Source organism: Microbacterium sp. 10L49, assembly GCF_056395125.1.
This window is the reverse complement of the sequence record NZ_JBFTIW010000003.1, coordinates 171,693-194,512: the sequence shown is the minus strand read 5'-3', so window position 1 is coordinate 194,512 and position 22,820 is coordinate 171,693. Positions and strand designations below refer to the sequence as shown.

The window sequence follows — 22,820 nt, the reverse complement described above, 5'->3', positions numbered from 1 at the left end:
TTGCTGGCGAGAGTGGCACAGATCGGGTGCTCCGTGCGTTTGCCCCAGTAAACATGGCAAATCGTGTTCACGTCAACACGAATCTGTCACGAAAAGGTAACGAGCGAGCGCTGTTATTAATTGTGCAAAGGCGGTTAGAACTGAGCGATCGGGGTTTTCCGTCCTTGAAATCACTGAGCCTCGCCGCGGGTCCGGACCAGATCGATGCTTGATAGTCGATTATCGATTGCGCTAGTGTCCGATCAGTCGCGGCGACGCGACGGCGCAGTCCCCATCCCAGACAGGCACCGCCCCCAGATATCGGAGACGCGATGAAGCGTGCACTGACGACACTCGCCCTGGCCGCCCTGCTCGGCACCCTCTTCACCGCCGGAGGCGCGGCCGCCGCGGCGGCCGCCGACGACGGCGCGCTCTACATCGCGCCCGGCGGCGACGATGCCGCCTCCGGAGCGATCGATGCGCCCCTGGCCACCCTCGAAGGCGCACGTGATCGGATCCGCGCGCTGAAGGGATCCGGATCCCTTCCCGCCGGAGGCGCGACCGTGTACCTGCGGCAGGGCACATACCAGCGTGACGCGTCGTTCCAGCTCGACGCCCAGGACTCCGGCACCGCGGAGGCGCCGATCACGTACCGGTCCTATCCCGGCGAGCGCGCGACGCTGAGCGGAGGCCGCACCCTGCCCAAGGACGGGTTCACCGCGGTCACCGACCCGGCCGTGCGCGACCGGATCGTCGAGGCGTCGGCGCGCGACAGGGTGCAGCAGATCGACCTGCGTGCGCTCGGCCTCACCGACTACGGCCAGCTCAGCCGGCACGGGTACTGGAAGGCCAACGACGTCAGCACCACGCCCCCCATGGAGCTCTACATCGAAGGCCAGGGCATGACGCTCGCGCGCTGGCCCAACGCCGACGCGGTCAAGCCCACCGTGCAGATGGGCGACATCATCGACCCGGGGCCGACCCGCAAGGACGCCGACCTGCAGGACCGCGGCGGCACGTTCACCTACGGATACGACCGTCCGAAGTACTGGACCCAGGCGAACGACGTGTGGCTCGACGGGATCTTCGGCTACAGCTGGGAATGGTCGTACAACAAGATCCAGTCGATCGACACCGAGAAGAAGACGATCACGCTGCGCTACGGCGAGATGAGCGGGATCATGAAGAGCTGGTTCCCCGACTTCCATTTCGCGCAGAACCTGCTCGAGGAGCTCGACGCCCCCGGTGAGTACTACATCGACCGCGACAAGGGCGTGCTGTACCTCATGCCGAACGCGGCGTTCGCGGCCGGCCGCGGCGACATCACCGTGACCACGCTGAAGGATCCGATGCTGCGCACCGACGGGGCGTCGTACGTGACCTTCGACGACATCGCGATGGAGTACGGGCGCGCGACCGCGGCCGTCATCCTCGGCGGCTCGCACGTGACCGTGTCGCACGCGGACATCCGCAACTTCTCCGATGGCGGAGTGCTCATCAACTCGCCCGGGCGGTACACCTACGACGGCATCCCGGTGAACCGCGGCGGCACCGACCACGCCGTGACCGACAGCAGGATCACCCACATCGGCGGCATCGGAGCGGTGCTGCAGGGCGGCGACAAGACCACGCTCGCGCCGGGCCGCAACCGCGTGGAGAACTCCGAGATCGCGGACTTCGCGTACTACCACAAGGCCTACAACCCGGGCGTGATGTTCGACGGGGTCGGCAACATCGCGAAGAACAACAAGATCCACGATGCGCCGCATCCCGGGATCATCGTCTACGGCAACGACCACCTGTTCGAGCGCAACGAGGTGTACGACGTCTGCAAGCAGTTCCACGACCTCGGTGCGATCTACATGAACTCGGGCAAGACGCCGCAGCAGCGCGGGCACGTGTTCCGGGAGAACTACTTCCACGACATCGGGGTGGGCATGGCGGGCGTCGAGGGGATCTATGCCGACAACTTCACATGGGACCTCGAGATCACGAAGAACGTGTTCGTGAACATGGGCAACTCCGGCATCAAGAGCGGATCCGCCGACTACATCGAGGCGCGCAACAACGTCTTCATCGACAACCTCGTGCCCTACGACAACTACGAGCAATGGATGGGCAACCAGGAGGGCAACGTCGTCGACCGCGACTACATGCCCGCCTGGAAGCAGGTGTTCGCCGACAACAACGACTTCGTCGGCACCCCGTATCTGGAGAAGTATCCGGAACTCGGCCATTTCTTCGAGGACGACCACTACTTCCCCAACCACAGCACCTTCGCGCAGAACGTGGTCTGGAACCCGAACCGCAAGCCGTCGGGCCTGAACGCGCAGGGCGCCAAGGACGGCAAGAACCTGCTCAACTACGAGACCAACATGGTCGCCGCGTCCGACCCCGGCTTCGTGGATGCGGCGCACGGCGACTACCGCCTCAAGCCCGATGCCGCCGTGTTCTCGCAGATCCCCGGCTTCCAGGCGATCGCCTTCGACAAGATCGGCGTGCAGGGCCGGATCGGGCAGTCCCAGTCTCCCGAGAAGGTGGCACTCGAGGGCGTCGCCTTCCAGGCCGATGCGGTGCGGGTCGACGTCGGGCACGATGTGCGCGCCGCCGCGGTGCCGCTGCCGTGGAACGCGGCCGATGCGAAGCTGACCTACGCCTCGGTCGACCCGGCGATCGCGACGGTCGCCGCGGACGGCACGATCTCCGGTGCCGCTCCGGGTGCGACCACCGTCACCGCGACCGCCGCGTCGAACCCGGCGTTCACGGCCACGATCGCCGTGACGGTGGACGAGGGCGACGGCGTGCTGCATTTCACCGATTTCGAGTCGGGCGCGAACGGCTGGCCGACCGACCCGAACCGGAAGATCGTCGATGACGGCACCGGCGACCACGTCTACCGCATCGTCAAGGGCGCCAACGCGGTGCTCCCGCGGGACTTCACGTCGTTCGTGCTCGACGTCGACGTGACCACGCCCGCAGGGCCCGCGGCCACCGGCTCCGGCCTGGTGATCTACGACCGCAACGGCAAGGGCGGCGGGTACATCCGCTACCGCAATGCCGCCGCCGGTCCGACCTGGACGGTCTTCGACGACGGCTGGAAGGCCGTCGCGGAGAAGGTGCTGCCGGCCGACCAGGCGCTGCCCGACGGCAAGACGTCGCATGTGCGGGTCGCGGTGCAGGACGGGCGCGTCCGGATCTCCGTAGGCGGAAAGCTCGTCCTCGACGGCGCGGATCCGGCCCCGGGCGCGGCGGGACGCGTCGGGTTCTACGTCGAGGGCTACCCCTCGCTCGACGTCGACGACATCGGCTTCTCGATCTCCGCCGTGCTCGTGACGGGCGTGACCGTCGATGCCTCCGCGGTGTCGATGAACGTCGGTGAGCGCCGGACCGTCGCCGCGAAGATCGCCCCGGAGGACGCGAGCGACCTGCGTGTCGGCTGGACCAGCGCGGATCCGGCCGTCGCGACCGTCGACGCCGCGGGGCGCCTCACCGCGGTCGGCGCCGGATCCACCACGATCACCGTCGCCAGCGTGGCGGAGCCCACGGCGACCGCCGCGGTCGCGGTGACCGTGGCGGATGCGACCTATCCGACCGTGCGCCTGGACGCGCAGCTGAAGGACGGCGCGAACTGGAGCGCGTCCGACGTGATCTCGGTCGGCGACGCCGGCGTGACGATCAGCGGACAGGGCGTGCACGGCTACAAGGCCGAGCGCTTCGGCGACGGGCTGCTGCAGTTCGACGCGGACTTCGGGGCCTTCGACGGCGGCTGGTACGGGTTCCAGGTGCGCTCCGACCAGACCGGGATCCCGGCCTGGCAGAACTCGAACACGGGGTACCTGTTCCTCGTGAAGCAGGACACATTCGAGTTCCAGAGCTGGTCGCCCGGTCAGACCATGCTCGACGTCATCCCGAACACGGTGATCGCGCCGAACAGCACGCACCGCATCGAGGTGGGCGCGGTGAAGGAGACCGGCGGAACCCGGGTGGTGCTGCGGGTGGACGGGAAGACGGTGTGGAACACCCTCGACGCACGGCAGAACCTGCGCATCGGGGCGGACGGATTCCTCAACCTGTACCACTACGCGAAGACCAACACCCTGACGGTGCGGCCCACTCCGCCGCCGGCGACCATCACGGGCATCTGCTGGGCCGCCGATGCGGATCCGAAGACCCGCTACGTGGTCGGCGACGACCTCGACGTCACCGGGATGGTCCTGGGTGTGCGCTGGAGCGACGGCACGCTCACGAGCACGCCGGTCGCGGCGGATATGGTGAGCGGATTCGACAGTGACAAGGTGCGCCCGCGCCAGACGCTGACGATCTCCTATCAGGGGCAGAGCACGACGCTCGACATCTCGGTGCGGCCGAAGATCAAGCAGGACGAGGAAGAGGTGCCACGATGCGCGTGACGTTCATCGGAGACTCCATCACGGACGCCGGGCGCGATCGCGCCGATCCCGGCTCTTTCGGCGACGGGTACGTGTCGCTGCTGACGCCCGGGCTGATCGCGAGCGGGGCGGCAGTGCGCAACCTGGGCATCGCCGGTGATCGCATCGCGGACCTCGCCGCGCGCTGGGATGCCGAGCTGATGCCGACCGCGCCTGATCTGCTGACCGTGTTCGTGGGGGTGAACGAGATGCTGCGCCGCTATGACAGCGCGGATCCGACGCCGACTGCGCAGTACGCGGCGACGTATCGGCGACTGCTGGACGCCGTCGTGGCCGCGCACGAGCCGAGGCTGATCCTGATGGAGCCGTTCTTCCTGCCGCCGACCCTCGAGCAGGATGCCTGGCGTGAGGATCTCGACGAGAAGCGCGCCGCGGCGGCGCAGATCGCGGGGGAATACGGCGCGGCCTTCGTACCGCTGGACGCGCTCTTCGCCGAGGCCGCACGCGCCGTGGCGCCGGCGGAGCTCGCCCCCGACGGGGTGCACCCCACGCCCGCAGGGTCTCGCCTGATCGCGGACGCGTGGACGGCCGCGTCGAGCATTAGCGATAGTCGATAATGGATCTAGAATGAGCAGCATGACAGACGCGCTGGCCTCGACGAACCTGCAGCGAGGGCTGCTGTCGGATCAGATCTACTCGATGATCAAGGCGATGATCAAGGAGTCCTCGCTGGCTCCCGGCGAGCAGCTGGTGGAGTCGCAGCTGGCCCGGCAGCTGCAGGTCAGCCAGGCGCCCGTGCGCGACGCCCTGAAGCGTCTCGCGCACGAGGGCCTGGTGTCGCAGGTGCGGCACCTGGGCAGCTTCGTGGCGAGCTATTCCCCGGAAGAGGCGGCGCAGGCCAAGATCGCGCGCGTCGAGCTGGAGGCTCTCGCCGGACGACTCGCCTGCGGAGCTCTCGACGACGAGCGCCGCGGTGCGCTCACCGGCCTCATCGAGCGGATGCACGCGGCCGCCGAGGCATCGGATCTGGCCGGATTCCGCGAGCTCGACTTCGTGTTCCACCGGACGGTGATCGAGGCGAGCGGCAACGTCTACCTGCCGCGCATGTGGGACCTTCTCGAGCCGAGCCTGCGTGTGATGCACGTGCTGGGCGACCCGGCCTTCACCGGCGACTGGCATGAGGTCGCGGACTGGCACAAGGGCCTGCTCGACGCCCTCGACGGCGGTGACGCCGAAGCCGCGTCGGCGCTGTTCCGCGCGCATGCGGCCGGAACTCTGCTGAACGACTGAGACCGGCTCTGCGGACCTCGCGTCAGAGCCGGTACAACCGGGCGGCCGTCCCCGACCAGAACGCCTCGGCTTCGGCGGGGGAGAGGGCGGGAAGCGCCGTCGCGATGCGTTCGGCGACGTCCGCGTAGGGCGTGTGCCGCGCCGAGATCGGCCAGTCGCTGCCGTGCAGCAGGCGATCGGCCCCGAACACGTCGACGGCGGCGGCGAGGACCCGCGCCAGCCCAGCCGGGGAGCGGTCGGGGTGCACCAGCCCCGAGGTCTTGGCGTGCGCGTTCGGCTCGGCGGCGAGAGTCGCCAGGTCGCGGAACCAGGACGGATCCGGCTCCGCCGCGCCGAGTCCCAGATGGCACACCACGAACGCCGTGGCGGGGTGCCGATGCGCGAGCGCTGCGGCACCCCGCAGCTGCTCGGGTCGCAGCAGCAGTTCGACGACGAGCCCGGCATCGCCCGCCGCCGCGGCGAGATCCTCGAGCCCGGCGACGTCGGAGAGGTCGGCGGCGAACTGCGGCACGGCCGCGCGGATCCCGGCGACGGCGGCCGCGGTTGCGCCGGCGGCCGTTGAGATGGCCCTTTGCGGCATCTCCGCGGCGGCCGTGCCGGCGATCGAAGAGGGGGCGTCCCGCACCGCCGCGGTCAGACCGAGCGGCCGATCCGGCGCGGGCTCATACTGCAGCACCGCGCGGCGCACGAGCGGATCCGCCGCGGCGATGCCGCTCATCCACCGGGCCTCCGCGACGGAGTCGGCGGCCTGCACGGCGACCGCGCCCGCGACGCCCGCCGCACGCAACAGCGCGCCGAGAGTCTCGGGCAGGGCGCGTCGGGGCAGGCCCAGGTCGTCGCGGAACCACGGGATCGGGAGGGCGTCGACGTCCCAGAGGTGCACGTGCGCGTCGAGGATCCGCATCAGCGTCCGGCTGTTGGTGCGGGAGACTCGGTCCCGGGAGACGGAGCACCGGCGCTCGAAGGCACAGCCGGATCCAGGGCGATCCGGTCCAGCTCCGGCCACAGCTCCTCGGGGATCGCGACATCGCGGCCCTGGGTGAACGCGTGCACCTCGGCCGGGGTGCGCGCCCCGATCACGACGCCCTCCGCGCCGTGCCGCAGCGGGAAGCGCGCCGCCGCGGCCGCGAGCTCGACGCCGTGCACGCGGCACGCGTCCTGCAGCGCGAGGGCGCGCGCCACGAGCGCGAGCGAGGCCGGCCTGTACTCGTAGTAGGGCGCGGTGTCCGGCGCGACCAGGATCCCGGTGTTGTAGACGCCGGCGGCGATCACGCCGATCCCGCGCGCGGCGGCGAGGGGCATGAGCTCCTCCTCCGCCGCGCGGTCGAGCAGGGTGAGCCGCCCCGCCTCCATGATCACGTCGACCGGCGCCTCCGCGGTGAAGCGGAGCAGGGGCGGCAGCTTGCCCAACCCTACGCCGATCGCTCGGACGACCCCCTGCTCGCGCAGCTCCGCGAGCGCGCCCATCGCCCCCGCGAGCCCGGCGTCGACGTCGAGCGGATCGTGCAGGTGCAGCAGGTCGATCCGGTCGGTGCGCAGGCGTTCGAGGCTCGCTTCCAGGCTGCGCAGCACGCCGTCCCGGCTGAGGTCGGCGATCGTGTCGTGGCCGGTCGCCGATCCTCGAACCGGATCCCCCGACGCATCGACGATCCGCCGGCCCACCTTGGTCGCGATCACGTAGTCGTCCCGCGGCACACCCTGGAGCGCCAGCCCGAGCCGACGCTCGCTCTCCCCGGCGCCGTAGTGCGGCGCGGTGTCGAAGAAGCGCACGCCGTCGTCCAGCGCCGCGCGCACGGTCGCGACGGCGTCGTCGTCGGCGACCGGCGTGTAGAGGTTGCCGATGGGCGCGCAGCCGAGGCCGAGGTCGTCGCGCAACGCGACGCCGCGGAGAGGAGCGGGGTTCAGCGGACGGAGCTCTGCACGGAACGCCATGCCTCGTACTCCTCGCGGGTGTCGGGGGTGAGGGGGTAGTAGTCGCTCAGGCGGGCGCCGTCGTCGAGGCGCGCGCGGCTGAACACCTCCCATTCCTCGTGGTCGCGGGCCGAGTCGATCACCTGCGGCGCCATCGCCTGCGGCACGACCACCGGCCCGTCGTCGTCGGCGACGACGAGGTCGCCCGGCATGCAGAGGGCGCCGCCCACGGCCACCGGCACGTCAAAGGCCCAGGGCACCAGCTCGGACTGCGAGGCGTAGTGCGGGGTCGTGCCGGTGGACCAGACCGGGATGCCGAGCTCGCGGATCCTGCCGGCGTCGCGGATCCGCCCGTCGACGACGATCCCCGCGCCGCCCTTGCGCGCGAAGTAGCGCGCGAGGATGTCGCCGATGCAGCCGGAGAAGCGGCTGCCGTACGCCTGGATCACGAGCACGTCGCCCGGCTGCACGGCCTCCAGCACGTGCCAGAGCGCGGTGTGCCGCTCGGCGTACTCCTGGCCCTGCCCGGAGGCCATGTCCTCGCGCTGGGGCATGAACTGCAGGGTGAGGGCGGATCCGACCACGCGGCTGCCGGTGGTGAGCGGCTCGGGTCCGTCGATGTAGCTGTGCCGGATGCCGAGTCCGTGCAGCTTGGCGCAGGCGGTGGCCGAGGAGAGGCCGCCGAAGTCCTCCACGAGCTCCCGTGGCGGACGGGCGTAGGCCGCGCCGCGCACGGGCAGGGCGAAGTCGGGACGGATCAGGTCGGCGCTCATGCGTCTCCTCCGGAGGGGTCGAGTCGGGGCGTTCCTGCCCCGCGGGCGATCATCAGGTCGAGGTCGGCGGCGTGCGCCGGCGGCAGGGTGACGACGAGGTCGTCGTCGCACTCCCAGGTGGTGGTGACCGTCGGGTTCTCGACGGCGCGATAGGACCCGGACGCGCCGGGGAACGCCCCGGGTTCCTCGGCGGTCGCGCTGACCCGCACGATCCGGTCGGCGCCGAAGCGACCGCCGCGGATCCGCACGGTGCGGGCCCGCACCACGGACGTGTTGACCAGGCGCAGCCCGACGCCCGCGTCGTCGATGCGGTGCACGAGCGCGGCCACGTCGCGGGGGAGTCCGGGGCGGCCGAGCTCGACGTCCTCGTAGCGGAGCGCGGTGAAGGGGAGCCCGCCGTTGTAGAGCATCTGCGGAGCGCCGCCGACGAGTTGGGTGAGCACCTCCGTGACCACGGGGTTGACCCGCTGCCAGAAGTGCAGGTGCGCGGCGTCGGGATCGGCGTCGTCGCCGAGCATCATCGCCACCCGGCGCGACACCTGGCCGAGCGCCATCTCCAGGGCGCGCTCCGGGTAGTCGGGCAGCTCTCCGTCCAGGAACGCGATCCAGCCGGCCTCGTGTCCCGCCTCCTCCTTGTCGCGGAACGGCGCCACGAGGTCGGTCCCCACGGGAAGTCCCGCACGGGCGCGGTCGAGCAGCGCGCGATCGGCCGGCGTCCGGCTCCACCACCACAGCCATAGCGGGATGTCGAGCTGCAGCGGGCCGAAGTCGAACCAGCCGTCGATGGCGTGGCGGTAGGGCACGAGCAGGCCTGGGCGGGACGCGGCCTCGCCCAGGCGGGCGCGCCAGCCTCCGCGCAGGCTGTAGGTGCTGTCCTCGACCGAGCCGGTGACCGCGTGCTCCAGCACGGTCTGCAGCGCGGGGCGCACCAGCTCCAGAGCATCGTCGCGACCGGTGACGAGGGAGTGGTTGATCGCGCCGATGAGGGCGCTCATGGCGACCGAATGGAAGCCGTGCGGCCAGGCCCAGCCGTAGTGGCCGCCCCACCACCGGCCGTCCTGCAGGGCGCCGACGGTCCCGTCGGGGCCGACGTTGTCGGGCACGAGGCCGTCGTTCGCCGCCGCGCGCGCGATCCAACCCTCGACGTAGCGGCGGATCCAGGCCGCGGATCCCTCGTCTCCGTCGTCGAGCCAGCGCAGCGTGGGCAGCGAGGTGGCGGCGAGGTTCACAGGCACGTCGCCCGCCGCACGGCGCTGCAGCTCGTCCGCCATGCGCTGCGCGTTGCCGGGGTCGGCCAGATCGTCCCATTCCGAGATCCCGTCCAGCCCGTGGATCGGCAGTCCGTACGGGCGCATCTCCGCGCGCCCGGCGGAGTAGGGGCGCACCCGCCCGGCGAGCGGGGATCCCTCCGGCTGCGGATCCTCCAGGCCTGCGCGGGCGCCGAGCGCACCGTTGTGCGGGGCGCGGATGATGTTGTGCTCCGGGTCGTAGTTGCCGCGCGCGGGATCGGTGAAGAGCGCGGCGAAACGGCGCGCGCGCTCGGCGAAGACCGTGTCGGAGGGATCCGCCGCACGGATGCCCGCGAACAGCAGGACCGACTCGCCCTGGTGGAACCAGTCGTACCCGTTCTCGTACTCGTCGGTGAGCATGCCCGCTTCGGAGAGCTGTGCGGTCACCCCCTCCCAGCAGCGCTTGGCATCTGCGAGCGCCGCGTCGTCGCCGCCGAGGAGGTAGAAGGCGGGCCAGTTGAAGAACGGCTCGTACAGGTCGTCCACGCCGTCGCGGTCCTCGAACTCCGCGACGCCGCGGAGGCGTCCGTCGGGCAGCGTGTACCGTTCGGCGAACAGCCGCCTGGCGTCCTCGACCTCGTCGAACAGGCGGCGCTGCAGCACGGCCCAGGCGGGGATCGCGCGCAGCGGCGAGGTGATCGGATGGGTCATCGTCAGCCCTTCGTGGCTCCGGCGGCGAGGCCGCCGATGATGTGCTTCTGCATGAGAACGAAGAAGACCAGCGCGGGTGCGATCGCCAGCAGCAGCGTCGGGAACACCTGCGTGTAGTCCGTCGAGAACTCGCCGACCGCGGCGTACACCCCGGTCGTCACGGTGTAGATCCCCGAACCCGGGCCGAGGATGATCTGCGGGCTCACGAAGTCGTTCCACACCCCGATCGAGTTCAGCACCACGATCGTCGCGACGACGGGTCGCATGATCGGGAAGATGCAGGTCCAGAACGCGCGGATCCGACCGGCTCCGTCGAGCGCCGCGGCCTCGTCGATGTCGCGCGGCACCGACCGCAGATAGGCGGAGAACAGGAAGATCGTCACCGGGAGCGTGGCCGCCGTCTCGAACAGGATGAATCCGGGGATCGTGTTGATGAGTCCGAGCACGCGCAGCACGAACACCACCGGGATCAGGGTGACCTGGCCCGGGATGAACAGGCCGGAGACGAACAGCAGCAGCAGACCCATGTGCCATTTCGAGCGTCCGCGGGCGATGACGTAGGCGACCGGCGCCGACAGCAGGATGCAGAACAGGTTGACCAGCACCACGAACAGCAGCGTCACGCCGTAGGCGGCGATCACGTTGAACTTGCTGCTCGTGATGGCGGCCCAGAGGAACTCGGGGGTGAAGCTCTGCGGCGTGATCAGCAGCGGGCTCTCGATGATCTCCTTCTGCGGTTTGAACGCGTTGATCACCATCGTGTACAGCGGCACGACCATGACCACCGCGACGACCGTCAGCACGATCCACCGGGCAAGGCGGGCGACGAGCGGTGCCCGCGTGCGACCGGCGCGGCAGACGCGCCCGCGCGAGGACGGCGGGCGCACAGCGGGGTTGAGGCTGGTGGCGGTGCTCATCAGTCGTCCACGACCTTCTGCTCGGCTCGGCGGCGGATGAGGGTCACGGCCAGCCCGACCGCCGCCGTGACGATGAGCAGGATGACGGACTGCGCGGCGTCCAGGCCGAGCGCCGAGCGGGCGAACGAGTCCTTGAGGATCTGGTAGACGATGGTCTGCGTCGACCCCGCGGGCCCGCCGTCGGTGAGCGCCAGCACGACGTCGTAGGCCTTCAGCAGGCCGACGAGCGTGAGCACCAGGTTCACGGTGAACACGGGGGCGATCAGGGGGAACGTGATGCTGCGGAACTGCTCTCCGCGGCTCGCCCCGTCCACCGTCGCCGCCTCGTAGTACTCGGCCGGCACCGACTTGATGCCGGCGAGGAACAGGATCATGTTGAAGCCGAAGTGCGACCACACGATCGTGAGGATGACGCTCGCCTTGGCGAACGTCGGATCCGTGAGGAACGGCAGCGGTCCGAGGCCGATCGCCCCGAGGACGCCGTTCACCGCGCCGTGCGGGGCCAGCATCGCCGACCAGAGGAACCCGATGATCAGGCCGCTGATCACGTAGGGGTAGAAGAAGACGGTGCGCAGGAGCGCGTTCGCGCGACCGGATCCGGAGATCAGCGCCGCGATCGCCAGACCGACCCCGTTGCACAGGATCGTGCCGGTGACCGCGATCACGCCCGTGAACAGGGCCGCCTGCGCGGAGCGCGGATTGCGGAACGCATGGACGTAGTTCTCCCAGCCGATGAACGTGAAGCGCAGGCTGTAGCCGTTCCAGTTGGTGAAGCTCAGCACGCAGGCCAGGATCATCGGGATCACGAACATCGCGATGAACACCGCCACGGCCGGGGCGCTCATGAGGAAGCCGGGGAGCGCGCGCTGCAGGCGGCGGGCCGTGCTCACCCTGCGGTGCGCGGGGGTCGTCGCCGCGGTGCGGGCAGCGCTGCCCATGGGCTCCTCCTCGGATGCGGTGCCCCGGGGGCGGGCGGCCGGGGCCGTCCTGCCCCCGGGGGAACGTGTCATCGTCACGATCTCAGTGCTCCGGTAGTCAGCCGGCGTTCGCGGCGAACCAGTCGTCCATGCTCTTGAGCACGTCGGCTGCAGGTGCGCCGCCCAGCAGTGCCTGGGTCTGGGTGTTGATCTCGCCGGAGTATCCGGTCGGCATCGTGCGCTCGCCGTAGCCTCCGCCCGTGGGGGTGTAGGACGACGCCTTGGTGTCGGAGACGATCTTCTGAAGCTCTTCGCCGAGAGCGGTCATCTCATACGTGTAGCCGTCGCGGTAGTTGCCGTCGACCTTGAGCTGCGAGGCCACGGCCGCCTTGTCGGTCGTGAGGTACTCGATGAGCTTGGCCGCGGCGTCCTGGTTCTTGCTCGAGTTCAGGATCGAGTACGGGCTCGCGATGTTCGCGCCCATCGCCGGGGTCTGGGAGCTCTTCTCCGCCGGCGCACGGAACACACCGATCTCGGCCGAGTCCGCCGCCTTCGCCTGGCTGCCCACGAACCAGCTGCCCATCGGATAGATCGCGCTCTTGCCGCTCAGGAAGGCCTGCTCGGCGTCGGCGTACTTGATGCCCAGGGCCTCCTTGGGGAGGTATCCCTTCGACACCCAGTCCGCGTAGGTCTCTACCGCGGACCCGTAGGCCTTGGTGAACGTGGTCTTGCCGCTGGAGATGTCCTGGTAGAACTTCGGATCCTTGGAAACGATGGTCGGCAGACCCAGCACCTGGAGCGTGTGGCTGGTCATCCAGTCGCCGCCGGTCTGGACCGGCACGTCCCAGCCTGCAGCTTTGATCTTGCCCAGGTCCGCGGTGAGCTCGTCCACGGTCTTCGGCGGTGCAGTGATGCCGGCGTCGCTGAACGCCTTCTTGTTGTAGAAGACCAGGCTCTGCAGCTGGACCCCGATGCCGGCCATGTAGTTCTTGCCGTCGATCGAGTACTGGTCGGCGAGGGGGCCTTTCTTGGCCCAGGCGTACTTCGACAGGTCGACGAGCTCGGGGGCGAGCTCGGCCGTGGGGGCCAGCGACTGCACGACGTCGGGAGCATCGCCCGAGGCGAGCAGGCGCGGGACTGCGGCGGCGACGCCCTCGGCTCCGGGGTTCTGGATGACGACGTCGATGTTCGGGTTCTTCTTCTCGAACGGCTTGACGAGGGAGTTCCAGTACTCCTCGGTGAGGTTGGGGGTGACGTTCACGAGCACGTGCAGCGACACCTTCTCGGTGCCGGCGGCGTCGGAGCTCGAGGGCGTGGCGGCACCGCTGCAGCCGGCGAGGGCGACAGCGGTGATTGCGGCGATGCCGGCGGCGGGTATGAGGCGGCCCTTGATCATCGTTGATCCTTCCTGATGCGGGTGGTGGGGCACCCGCGACGATACACTAATCGATAATCGTTTGTGAAGGGTTTCGAAGGGTCTGAGTAAGCGTTTTCCCGCGGGCGCTGATTGATCGCCGCCAGGGTGGGTGGATCAGGCCTCGGCGCGACGGGCGCGATAGGCGGCGACGGCGTTGCGGTTGGCGCAGGCCGTGGAGCAGTAGCGCTTCGACCGGTTGCGCGAGAGATCCAGGGCGACGGACTCGCAGGTGTCGTCCGCGCAGACCGAGATGCGGGAACCCTCCTCCGCGCGGATCACGTCGATCAGGGCCATCGCGGTCTCGACCAGCACGCGCTCGGGGAGGGGGTGGTCGTCGGCCACCGCATGCAGGTGCCAGTCCAGGTCGCCGTGGCGGGCCAGGCGCGGCGTCAGGGAGACGTGGGCCAGGGCGTCGTTGACGGCTGCGGCCATGTCGTCGCGCGGGGCCAGCAGCATGGTGCGCAGCTGCGGGCGGAGCTCCCGCAATCCCGCCAGCTCCGCTTCGTCGCGATCGATCCGTCCGGTGTACCCGAACCCTCCGAGGAAGGTCGCCTCATCGCTGAGGGAGACGAGGGTGTCGGGATCCTCGGCCGAGTTCACGAGCCACACGGCGGCCCGGAGAGTCTCCTCGGTGTCATCGGTGAAGATCATGTTGACATCTTACATCTCATCCGAGTAGCGTCACATGTCATGAGCACAGTGGCAAATGACAAGCGGGCCGGCGGCGTGCGCGTCGGACTGGTCTTCGCCCTCGGTGCTGCACTCTCGTTCGGGATGAGCGGCGCGTGGGCGCGCGGCCTCATGGATGCGGGCTGGAGCCCCGGCGCGGCCGTCACCGTACGCATGTGGGTGGCCGCGCTCGTGCTGCTCGTGCCGACGCTGCTCGCGCTGCGGGGTCGCTGGGGCGTGGTGCGCAAGCACGCGGGCATGATCTTCGTCTACGGGCTGCTCGCGGTCACCGCGGCGCAGCTGTGCTTCTTCCAGGCCGTGGCCCTGATGGACGTCGGCCTTGCGCTGCTCGTCGAGTACACCGCGCCGATCGCCGTCGTGCTCTGGCTCTGGCTCCGCCGTGGCGAGCGCCCCGGTGCTCGTGGCATGGTCGGGGCGGTCGTCGCGTTCGTCGGACTCGTGCTGATGCTGGAGGTCTTCACCGGATCCCGAGTCGATCCGATCGGGATCCTGTGGGCGCTCGGTGCGATGGTCGGAGCGGCCACCTATTTCCTGCTCTCCGGCCGCGGCGACACAGGCCTCCCTCCGATCGCGCTCGCCGGACTCGGGCTGCTGATCGGGGCGATCGGCCTGACCGTCGCCGGGGCGACCGGGATCCTGCCGATGACGTGGAACACCCACGACGTCACCTACCGATTCGGCACGCTGCCCTGGTTCGTTCCCGTGATCGCGGTCGGGGTGATCGCCACCGCGCTCGCGTATGTGCTCGGCATCGTCTCGACGCGCAGGCTGGGATCCCGCTTCGCGTCGTTCGTGGCCCTCTCCGAGGTGATCGCCGCGCTGCTGTTCGGCTGGCTGTTCCTGGGTCAGCTGCCCGATCTGGTGCAGGCCTTCGGCGGTGCGCTCGTGCTCGTCGGCGTGGTGCTCGTGAAGCTCGGGGAGCCCGTCGTCGACGAGGTGGATCCGGAAGCGATGCCGGAGCCGGTCGCCACACTGCACTGACGTTCAATGTATACGAAATAGCTCCACTTCGGGCGAAGCTCGCTCATGGGTCGCGTTTGTGCATACACTGATGGCATGACCATCGTCGCCGAGGGGATGCGCGCGGGGGAGTTCGCGTACCGCGCACTGCTCGAGGAGATCCAGTCCGGATCCCTCGCCGCCGGCACCGTGCTCGCCGAGGTCGAGCAGGCCGAGCGGCTCGGCGTGAGCCGCACTCCGCTGCGCGAGGCACTGCGACGGCTGACGGCCGACGGGCTCGTCGAGCAGGTCTCGCCGCGCATCACCGTGGTCGCCGCGCTCGACGCCGACGACATCCGCGACCTGTTCGCGCTGCGCCGTGCGCTGGAGGAGAGCACCGCGCGCGCGGCCGCGGCCGCCACCGACCGCGCCGAGTTCGCCGATCTCGCCGATCGCTTCGCCCACGCCGCCCGCTCTCTCGGAGACGAGGAGGGGCGCGCCCAGTACTACGCGCTCATCGCCCGCTTCGATGAGGCGCTCGACGCGGCGGTCGGCAACGACTACCTCACCGCGGCGCTGCGCACCGTGCGCACCCACCTGGTGCGCGTGCGCCGGATGGCACGGGACAAGCCCGCCCGCCTCGCCGCGAGCGCCGGCGAGCACCGCCTGATCGCGGAGGCGATCGGATCCGGAGACGGCGACCTGGCCGCGCACGCCACCCATGTCCACCTGCACAACGCGCTCGCGAGCATCCTCGACTCGCTCGCCGGTGCGGATCCCGACACCACGACCCCGTCCGGAAAGAAGGCCAGAGCATGACCGTCACCCACCACCTCCGCGTGCACCGCAGCGACGAGCAGCTCCCGCGCGAGGGGCAGCTCGCCTGGCGCATCGCCGAGATCGCCGCCGACCCGGTCGGTGTCGATGCCGACGTCGTCGACATGATCATCAACCGCGTCATCGACAACGCCTCCGTCGCGGCTGCCTCGCTCACCCGCGCCCCCGTCAGCGCCGCCCGGCAGCAGGCGCTGGACCACCCGGTCTCGGTGAACGGATCCGGATCCACCGTGTTCGGCTGCGCGCTCGAGCGCCGCACGAGCCCGGAGTGGGCGGCCTGGGCGAACGGCGTCGCCGTGCGCGAGCTGGACTACCACGACACCTTCCTCGCCGCCGAGTACTCGCACCCGGGCGACAACATCCCGCCGATCCTCGCCGTGGCGCAGCACGTCGGCGCCGACGGTCGCGCGCTGGTGCGCGGCATCGCGACGGGGTATGAGATCCAGGTCGACCTGGTGAAGGCGATCAGCCTGCACGCGCACAAGATCGACCACGTCGCGCACCTCGGCCCCTCGGCCGCCGCCGGTATCGGCACCCTGCTCGGCCTCGACGTGGAGACGATCTACCAGGCGGTGGGCCAGGCGCTGCACACCACGACCGCCACGCGGCAGAGCCGCAAGGGCGAGATCTCCACCTGGAAGGCGCACGCCCCGGCCTTCGCCGGCAAGATGGCGGTCGAGGCCGTCGACCGGGCGATGCGCGGCGAGACCTCGCCGAGCCCGATCTACGAGGGCGAGGACGGCGTGATCGCCTGGATGCTGGACGGCCCGGACGCGTCCTACGACGTGCCGCTGCCCGTGACCGGCGAGTCCAAGCGCGCGATCCTCGACACGTACACGAAGGAGCACTCCGCGGAGTACCAGGCGCAGGCCTGGATCGACCTCGCCCGGAAGCTGCACAACGAGCGCCCGGAGCTCGCGGATCCCGAGAACGTCGACTCGATCGTGATCCACACCAGCCACCACACGCACTACGTGATCGGATCCGGCGCGAACGATCCGCAGAAGTACGACCCGCACGCGTCCCGCGAGACGCTGGATCACTCGATCCCGTACATCTTCGCGGTCGCCCTGCAGGACGGCAGCTGGCACCACGTCGACTCCTACGCGCCCGAGCGCGCGCAGCGCGAGGACACCGTGGCGCTCTGGCACAAGATCACCACGGCCGAGGACGAGGAGTGGACCCGCCGCTACCACTCGATCGACCCGGCCGAGAAGGCGTTCGGCGGACGGGTCGAGATCCGCCTGACGAACGGCGAGACCGTGACCGATGAGATCGCGGTCGCCGACGCGCACCCCCTCGGGGCCAGGCCGTTCGCCCGGGAGGACTACATCCGCAAGTTCCGGATCCTCGCCGAGCCGGTGCTCGAGCCGGCCGAGATCGACCGCTTCCTGGAGCTGGTGCAGCGCCTGCCCGAGCTCACCGCGGAGGAGGTCGCCCAGCTCTCGATCGTCGCGGCACCCGGCGTGCTCGCGATGGCACCGGCGCCCAAGGGCCTGTTCTGATGCTGTACTCGACCACACCGGCCGCCGAGAAGCGGCGGATCCTGCGGGAGCGGCTCGCGGCGGGGGAGCTGCTGCGCTTCCCCGGTGCGTTCAACCCGCTCTCCGCCCGGCTCATCGAGCAGAAGGGCTTCGACGGGGTCTACATCTCCGGCGCCGTGCTGTCCGCGGATCTGGGTCTGCCCGACATCGGCCTCACCACGCTCACCGAGGTGGCGGGGCGAGGGCAGCAGATCGCCCGGATGACCGAGCTGCCGGCGATCATCGATGCCGACACCGGCTTCGGCGAGCCCATGAACGTGGCTCGCACGATCCAGACCCTCGAGGATGCCGGGCTCGCCGGCACCCACATCGAGGACCAGATCAACCCCAAGCGCTGCGGGCACCTCGATGGCAAGGCCGTGGTCGACGAGTCCACCGCGACCAAGCGGATCCGTGCCGCCGTTGACGCCCGTCGGGATCCGAACTTCCTCATCATGGCGCGCACCGACATCCGCGCGGTGGAGGGCATGGACGCCGCGGTCGACCGGGCCAAGGCGCTCGTCGACGCCGGTGCGGATGCGATCTTCCCGGAGGCGATGCGCACGCTCGCCGAGTTCGAACGGATGGCGTCCGAGCTCGACGTGCCGATCCTCGCGAACATGACGGAGTTCGGCAAGAGCGAGCTGTTCACGACGGCGCAGCTCAAGGACGCGGGCGTGAGCATCGTGATCTGGCCGGTCTCGATGCTCCGGATCGCGATGGGTGCGACCGGGCGCGCGCTGGATACCCTGAACGAGGAGGGGCACCTGACCTCGAAGCTCGGTGAGATGCAGCACCGCGCAGATCTGTACGACCTCATCGACTACGAGTCGTACAACCATTTCGACACGAACGTCTTCAACTTCAGCATCGACACCACAAACGGTCGTTGAGCGAGCGAAGCGAGACGAAACGCAGCGAACTCGCAGGCACCGCGTTTCGTCTCGTCACTTCGTTCCTCGCTCAACGACCGGAGACAGCGACCCCTAGGCATTGCGAAGGAGCAGCATTATGAGCGACCCCGACATCAAGAAGGGCCTCGCCGGCGTCGTCGTCGACACGACGGCGATCTCGAAGGTCAACCCCGAGACCAACAGCCTGCTCTACCGCGGATACCCCGTGCAGGAACTCGCAGCGACTCAGCCGTTCGAGGCCGTCGCCTACCTGCTCTGGAACGGTGAGCTGCCCACCACGCAGCAGCTGGCCGACCTGCGCGCGACCGAGCGCGAGCACCGCGCGCTCGCCGCCAACGTCAAGGCCGCGATCGACCTCGTGCCGGTCGAGGCGCATCCGATGGACGAGATCCGCACGGCGGTCAGCCTGCTCGGCGCCTCGGACGCCGCCGGATCCGGGTCCGTGCTCGATGCGAGCGGCACGCCGGAGCAGAACCTCGAGCGGAGCATCCGGTTGTTCGCCGCGCTCCCGGCGATCGTCGCCTACGGGCAGCGTCGCCGACGTGGCGAGGGCATCGTCGCCCCGCGCGACGACCTGGACTACTCCGCGAACTTCCTCTGGATGACGTTCGGCACCGAGCCGGATCCGGTCGTCGTCGACGCGTTCAACCGCTCGATGATCCTGTACGCGGAGCACTCGTTCAACGCCTCCACGTTCACGGCACGTGTCATCACGTCGACCCTGAGCGACCTGTACTCGGCGGTGGTCGGCGCGATCGGCGCGCTGAAGGGACCGCTGCACGGCGGAGCGAACGAGGCGGTGCTGCACATCTTCGACGAGATCGGCGAGGCGGCGAACGTCAACGCATGGCTCGACACCGCACTTGCGGAGAAGCGCAAGATCATGGGCTTCGGGCACCGCGTCTACAAGAACGGCGACTCGCGCGTGCCGACCATGAAGGCCGCGCTGGACACCCTCGTGGAGCACTACGACCGCCCCGAGGTGCTCGACCTGTACACGACGCTCGCGGACGAGTTCGTCGCCCGCAAGGGGATCCATCCGAACCTCGACTACCCGTCGGGTCCGGCGTACAACCTCATCGGCTTCGACACGCTCACGTTCACGCCGCTGTTCGTGGCGTCGCGGGTCACCGGCTGGACCGCGCACGTCATGGAACAGGCCGCGTCGAACGCGCTGATCCGTCCGCTGTCCGCCTACGACGGCGTGGCGGAGCGGCACGTCGAGGTCTGACCCGGGATTTCACAGCGCGCAAATGGCCCCTTTTGCATCGCAGATGCAGCCATTTGCGCGCTTTGAAACGGGAGGCGGCGGTTCAGCGGGCCAGCCACCGGCGCAGCGAGCGCGTCACGAACGGCAGCACCCAGTAGGTCATGATCGGCGTCAGCACGATCGTGGTCGCGAGCACGCGGAGCCAGATCGGTAGGCCGTTCCACCCGGGCACGGGGCTCATCAGGTAGGTGAAGACCAGGTTCATCGGGAAGAAGCCGAGCCAGATCGACACCGCCTGCTTCCACCGCGGCGGCGCCGGGGCCACGGTCACCGTGGTGGCGCCGGTCGAGGTCGGCACCGAGATCGTCCCGGTCGACGGCTCGTCGAACCAGCCCTCGATCCCGGTGCGGCGGCGTACGCGCTCGCTGCGCACGAACTGCTCGCCCATCGACAGCCACCAGGCCCGCTTGCTCGAGGCCTCCCACGCATCGAGGGCCGCCTCATCGGCGAAGCGGTAGAGCATGTGCCAGTGGTGCGAGTCCTCGCCGTCGCGCACCCACCCGGATCCGAGGAAGCCGGGGTGGCCGCTCGCGAGATTCACCCCCGTCTGCACCCAGGCCGTGGCCTCGGCGATGCGGGCGGGGTCGACCTCGCGGCGGATCGAGACGGTGATGGGCGCGGATGACGGCGTACCGGACATGGTGGGTCCTTCGGGGGAGTGCGTGCTTGTGGCGTCCCCGAGTGTACGCATCCCGTGTTTCCCGGATGTTGCCGTTGCCGGCGCCGTTGCCGTTGCCCCCGCTGCGACCTGAACGCCCCGCGTGTCGGCAGGCGGATCCGACGCGCCAGAACGCCTGAGTGTCAGAGGCGCTCGGCGAGCCAGGCTGTCTGCCGCAGCCACTGGGCGAAGCCGCCGCCCTCGTGGCCGTTGAACTCGTAGACCTCGATCGCCGCGTCGTCCGTCGCCAGTTGGTTGAAGGCGGCGAAGACGCTGGACGGCAGCACGATGTCGTCCATGAGCCCCACCGAGAACAGCGCGGGCTTCGTGATGCGGCGTGCGAAGTTGACGCCGTCGAAATACGACAGGGTCTGGAAGACCTGCTCGACGCGGTCGCGGTGCACCGCGAGATAGCGCTCGATCTCGCGGAACGGCTGCTCCGGGGTCAGCAGCACCGAGCGCCGGAAATGGCTCAGGAACGGTACATCGGGCATGACCGCCGCGACACCGGGGTGCAGGGCCGCCACGGCGAGGCTGATGCCGCCGCCCTGGCTGCCGCCGGTCACCGCGATCCGCGCCGGGTCGGCGAACGCGAGGCCCTGCACGGCATCCACGAGCAGGGCGCCGTCGGTGAACACCCGGCGGTAGTAGTAGTCCTCGGGGCGGGCGATGCCGCGCGTCATGAAGCCGGGCGTCGCCCCGTCCGATCCGTGCGGATCCGGGGTGGCGCCGCCGGATCCCCAGCCGGCGCCCTGGCCGCGGGTGTCCATGAGCACGTGCACGTATCCCGAGGCGGCCCACTGCAGGCGCTCCCCGGGGATGCCCCGGCCACCGCCATAGCCGAGGTATTCGATGACGACGGGCAGACGTCCCTCACGGCGAGGGCGGGTGACCCAGCCGCGGATCCGTTCTCCGCCGAAGCCGGAGAACGCGAGATCCTCGACGATGAGCTCGTTTATCGGGGTTGTCGCGGGTGACAGCTCGGCAGGGGTGGCGAGCTCTCGGGATCCGGCGAGCGTGTCCTGCCAGAACGCGTCGAAGTCGGCGGGTTCGGCGACCTCGGGAAGGTAGGTTCGCAGGTCGGCGAGGGGGAGATCGGTCAGCGGCATGCCCGTCAGCCTAGGGGCGATCCGCGCCGTGGAGCCGGAGCGCCGGGGTCGCCGCGACGGCGGCAGCCTGTCGCGCGGCTCCCAGCGCCACGTACTCGCCCGGTTCGGGCACCACGACCGGCACACCGAGGATCTCCGGCGCGATCCGGCGCACCGCCTCGGACTGCGCGCCGCCGCCGATGAGCAGCGCGCGCTCGAGCGGGATGCCGAGCCCGCGGAGGGCGTCGAGCCCCGCGCCCAGGCCGCGCAGCATCCCTTCCACGGCGGCGCGGGCGAGGTTCGCGCGCGTGGTGGAGGCGAGCGTCATGCCGGTCAGCGACGCGGTGGCGTCGGGGAGATTCGGGGTGCGCTCGCCCTCGAAGTAGGGCAGCAGGGTCAGCCCGTCGGCCCCGGCGGCGGCGTGCAGTGCGAGGTCGCTGAGCTCGTCATGCCCGACGCCGAGCAGCGCCGCGGTGACGTCGAGCACGCGCGCCGCGTTCAGCGTCGCCACGAGCGGGAGGAAGTTCCCACTCGCGTCGGCGAACCCCGCGACCGTGCCGGAGGGATCCGCGATCGGTGCGCGGCTGATGGCGCACACCGTGCCCGAGGTGCCGATCGACACCACGACGTCGCCGGGCTCCGCTCCGAGTCCGAGCGCGGCGGCGGCGTTGTCGCCGGCACCCGGGGCGACACGGCGACCGGCCGGATCCGCGACCGACTCGTCCGGGCCCAGCACCCGCGGCAGGGCCGCATCGTGGCCGAGCGCGGCGACCAGCAGTTCGCGGTCGTAGCCGCCGTCCACGGGATTCCAGTAGCCGGTGCCGCTCGCGTCGGAGCGGTCGGTGACGAGCTCGTCCAGCACCGGTCCGAGCGGCGACGCCCCGGCCGGCCCGTAGCCGCGCAGCCGCCAGGTGAGCCAGTCGTGCGGCAGGGCGACGGCGGCCACGCGCGCCGCGTTCTCGGGCTCCGCGTCGCGCAGCCAGCGCAGCTTGGTGATCGTGAACGATGCGACCGGGACGAGACCCGTGCGCGCGGCGAGCACGGACGCGCCGAACTCCGCGATGAGGTCCTGCGCGGCGCCGGCCGAGCGGGTGTCGTTCCACAGCAGCGCGTCGCGGATCACGGATCCGGACGCATCGAGCGCGACCATGCCGTGCTGCTGGCCGCCGATGGACCAGGCCTCGACGTCGTCGATGCCTCCGGCGTCGGCGATCGCGGCGTTCAATGCGCGCCACCACGCCTCGGGGTCGACGGCCGTACCGTCCGGATGCGCCGCACGGCCGGTGCGCACGACGGATCCGGACGCGGCGTCGAGGATGACGACCTTGCACGACTGCGTGGACGAGTCCACGCCCATCACCAGCGTCAT

19 protein-coding genes are annotated in these 22,820 nt (G+C 70.1%); 8 read left to right on the top strand and 11 right to left on the bottom strand.

Annotated features, from left to right (window positions below; translation table 11 throughout):
- Window positions 1-311: 311 nt before the first annotated feature.
- From AC1DCT_RS08805 to AC1DCT_RS08795, 3 genes are read left to right on the top strand one after another with little or no spacing between them, the layout of a single operon-like run.
- Window positions 312-4,388 (top strand): Ig-like domain-containing protein, encoded by a 4,077-nt coding sequence (locus AC1DCT_RS08805; protein ID WP_477428619.1) that lies wholly within the window; start codon window positions 312-314, stop codon window positions 4,386-4,388.
- On the top strand, window positions 4,379-4,984 hold the full coding sequence (locus tag AC1DCT_RS08800; protein WP_477428617.1) for an SGNH/GDSL hydrolase family protein: 606 nt from the start codon (window positions 4,379-4,381) through the stop codon (window positions 4,982-4,984). Before AC1DCT_RS08805 ends, AC1DCT_RS08800 begins: the two co-directional genes overlap by 10 nt.
- Before the next feature lie 19 nt (window positions 4,985-5,003).
- A complete protein-coding gene (locus tag AC1DCT_RS08795; RefSeq protein WP_477428615.1) occupies window positions 5,004-5,657 on the top strand; it encodes a GntR family transcriptional regulator in 654 nt (217 codons plus the stop codon).
- A gap of 22 nt (window positions 5,658-5,679) precedes the next feature.
- Here the strand turns inward: AC1DCT_RS08795 and AC1DCT_RS08790 are convergent, their stop codons facing one another.
- The 8 genes from AC1DCT_RS08790 to AC1DCT_RS08755 all read right to left on the bottom strand — a co-directional run bounded on the left by AC1DCT_RS08790 (window position 5,680) and on the right by AC1DCT_RS08755 (window position 14,183).
- On the bottom strand, window positions 5,680-6,561 hold the full coding sequence (locus tag AC1DCT_RS08790; RefSeq protein WP_477428613.1) for an amidohydrolase family protein: 882 nt from the start codon (window positions 6,559-6,561) through the stop codon (window positions 5,680-5,682).
- Window positions 6,561-7,589 (bottom strand): aldo/keto reductase, encoded by a 1,029-nt coding sequence (locus AC1DCT_RS08785; RefSeq protein ID WP_477428612.1) that lies wholly within the window; start codon window positions 7,587-7,589, stop codon window positions 6,561-6,563. Before AC1DCT_RS08785 ends, AC1DCT_RS08790 begins: the two co-directional genes overlap by 1 nt.
- Window positions 7,559-8,341: an RraA family protein gene (locus AC1DCT_RS08780; protein ID WP_477428610.1), complete on the bottom strand. Its 783-nt coding sequence runs from the start codon at window positions 8,339-8,341 to the stop codon at window positions 7,559-7,561. Before AC1DCT_RS08780 ends, AC1DCT_RS08785 begins: the two co-directional genes overlap by 31 nt.
- Window positions 8,338-10,281 carry a DUF8034 domain-containing protein gene (locus tag AC1DCT_RS08775; RefSeq protein ID WP_477428608.1) on the bottom strand — a complete coding sequence of 648 codons (1,944 nt, stop codon included), beginning with the start codon at window positions 10,279-10,281 and terminating at the stop codon, window positions 8,338-8,340. Before AC1DCT_RS08775 ends, AC1DCT_RS08780 begins: the two co-directional genes overlap by 4 nt.
- 2 nt (window positions 10,282-10,283) lie before the next feature.
- The gene (locus tag AC1DCT_RS08770) at window positions 10,284-11,198 is read right to left on the bottom strand and encodes a carbohydrate ABC transporter permease (protein WP_477428606.1); all 915 of its coding nucleotides are present in this window, start codon (window positions 11,196-11,198) and stop codon (window positions 10,284-10,286) included.
- On the bottom strand, window positions 11,198-12,136 hold the full coding sequence (locus AC1DCT_RS08765; protein WP_477428604.1) for a carbohydrate ABC transporter permease: 939 nt from the start codon (window positions 12,134-12,136) through the stop codon (window positions 11,198-11,200). Before AC1DCT_RS08765 ends, AC1DCT_RS08770 begins: the two co-directional genes overlap by 1 nt.
- Window positions 12,137-12,233: 97 nt before the next feature.
- On the bottom strand, window positions 12,234-13,511 hold the full coding sequence (locus AC1DCT_RS08760) for an ABC transporter substrate-binding protein (protein ID WP_477428602.1): 1,278 nt from the start codon (window positions 13,509-13,511) through the stop codon (window positions 12,234-12,236).
- Between the two features lie 135 nt (window positions 13,512-13,646).
- A complete protein-coding gene (locus AC1DCT_RS08755; protein ID WP_440734253.1) occupies window positions 13,647-14,183 on the bottom strand; it encodes a CGNR zinc finger domain-containing protein in 537 nt (178 codons plus the stop codon).
- A gap of 39 nt (window positions 14,184-14,222) precedes the next feature.
- Here AC1DCT_RS08755 and AC1DCT_RS08750 point away from each other — a divergent pair, with 39 nt between their 5' ends.
- From AC1DCT_RS08750 to AC1DCT_RS08730, 5 genes are all read left to right on the top strand, one after another.
- Window positions 14,223-15,203: an EamA family transporter gene (locus AC1DCT_RS08750; protein WP_477428601.1), complete on the top strand. Its 981-nt coding sequence runs from the start codon at window positions 14,223-14,225 to the stop codon at window positions 15,201-15,203.
- A 96-nt stretch (window positions 15,204-15,299) separates the two neighbouring features.
- On the top strand, window positions 15,300-15,980 hold the full coding sequence (locus AC1DCT_RS08745) for a GntR family transcriptional regulator (protein WP_477429640.1): 681 nt from the start codon (window positions 15,300-15,302) through the stop codon (window positions 15,978-15,980).
- Window positions 15,977-17,503: an MmgE/PrpD family protein gene (locus tag AC1DCT_RS08740; protein ID WP_477428599.1), complete on the top strand. Its 1,527-nt coding sequence runs from the start codon at window positions 15,977-15,979 to the stop codon at window positions 17,501-17,503. Before AC1DCT_RS08745 ends, AC1DCT_RS08740 begins: the two co-directional genes overlap by 4 nt.
- A complete protein-coding gene (gene prpB / locus AC1DCT_RS08735; protein WP_477428597.1) occupies window positions 17,503-18,414 on the top strand; it encodes a methylisocitrate lyase in 912 nt (303 codons plus the stop codon). Before AC1DCT_RS08740 ends, prpB begins: the two co-directional genes overlap by 1 nt.
- Before the next feature lie 118 nt (window positions 18,415-18,532).
- Window positions 18,533-19,666 (top strand): bifunctional 2-methylcitrate synthase/citrate synthase, encoded by a 1,134-nt coding sequence (locus AC1DCT_RS08730; RefSeq protein WP_477428595.1) that lies wholly within the window; start codon window positions 18,533-18,535, stop codon window positions 19,664-19,666.
- 82 nt (window positions 19,667-19,748) lie between these two features.
- Here the strand turns inward: AC1DCT_RS08730 and AC1DCT_RS08725 are convergent, their stop codons facing one another.
- The 3 genes from AC1DCT_RS08725 to xylB form a co-directional block, all read right to left on the bottom strand.
- Window positions 19,749-20,345: an antibiotic biosynthesis monooxygenase gene (locus tag AC1DCT_RS08725; protein WP_477428593.1), complete on the bottom strand. Its 597-nt coding sequence runs from the start codon at window positions 20,343-20,345 to the stop codon at window positions 19,749-19,751.
- A gap of 161 nt (window positions 20,346-20,506) precedes the next feature.
- Window positions 20,507-21,472 carry an acetylxylan esterase gene (locus AC1DCT_RS08720; RefSeq protein ID WP_477428591.1) on the bottom strand — a complete coding sequence of 322 codons (966 nt, stop codon included), beginning with the start codon at window positions 21,470-21,472 and terminating at the stop codon, window positions 20,507-20,509.
- Between the two features lie 10 nt (window positions 21,473-21,482).
- The gene (gene xylB, locus AC1DCT_RS08715) at window positions 21,483-22,820 is read right to left on the bottom strand and encodes a xylulokinase (RefSeq protein WP_477428589.1); all 1,338 of its coding nucleotides are present in this window, start codon (window positions 22,818-22,820) and stop codon (window positions 21,483-21,485) included.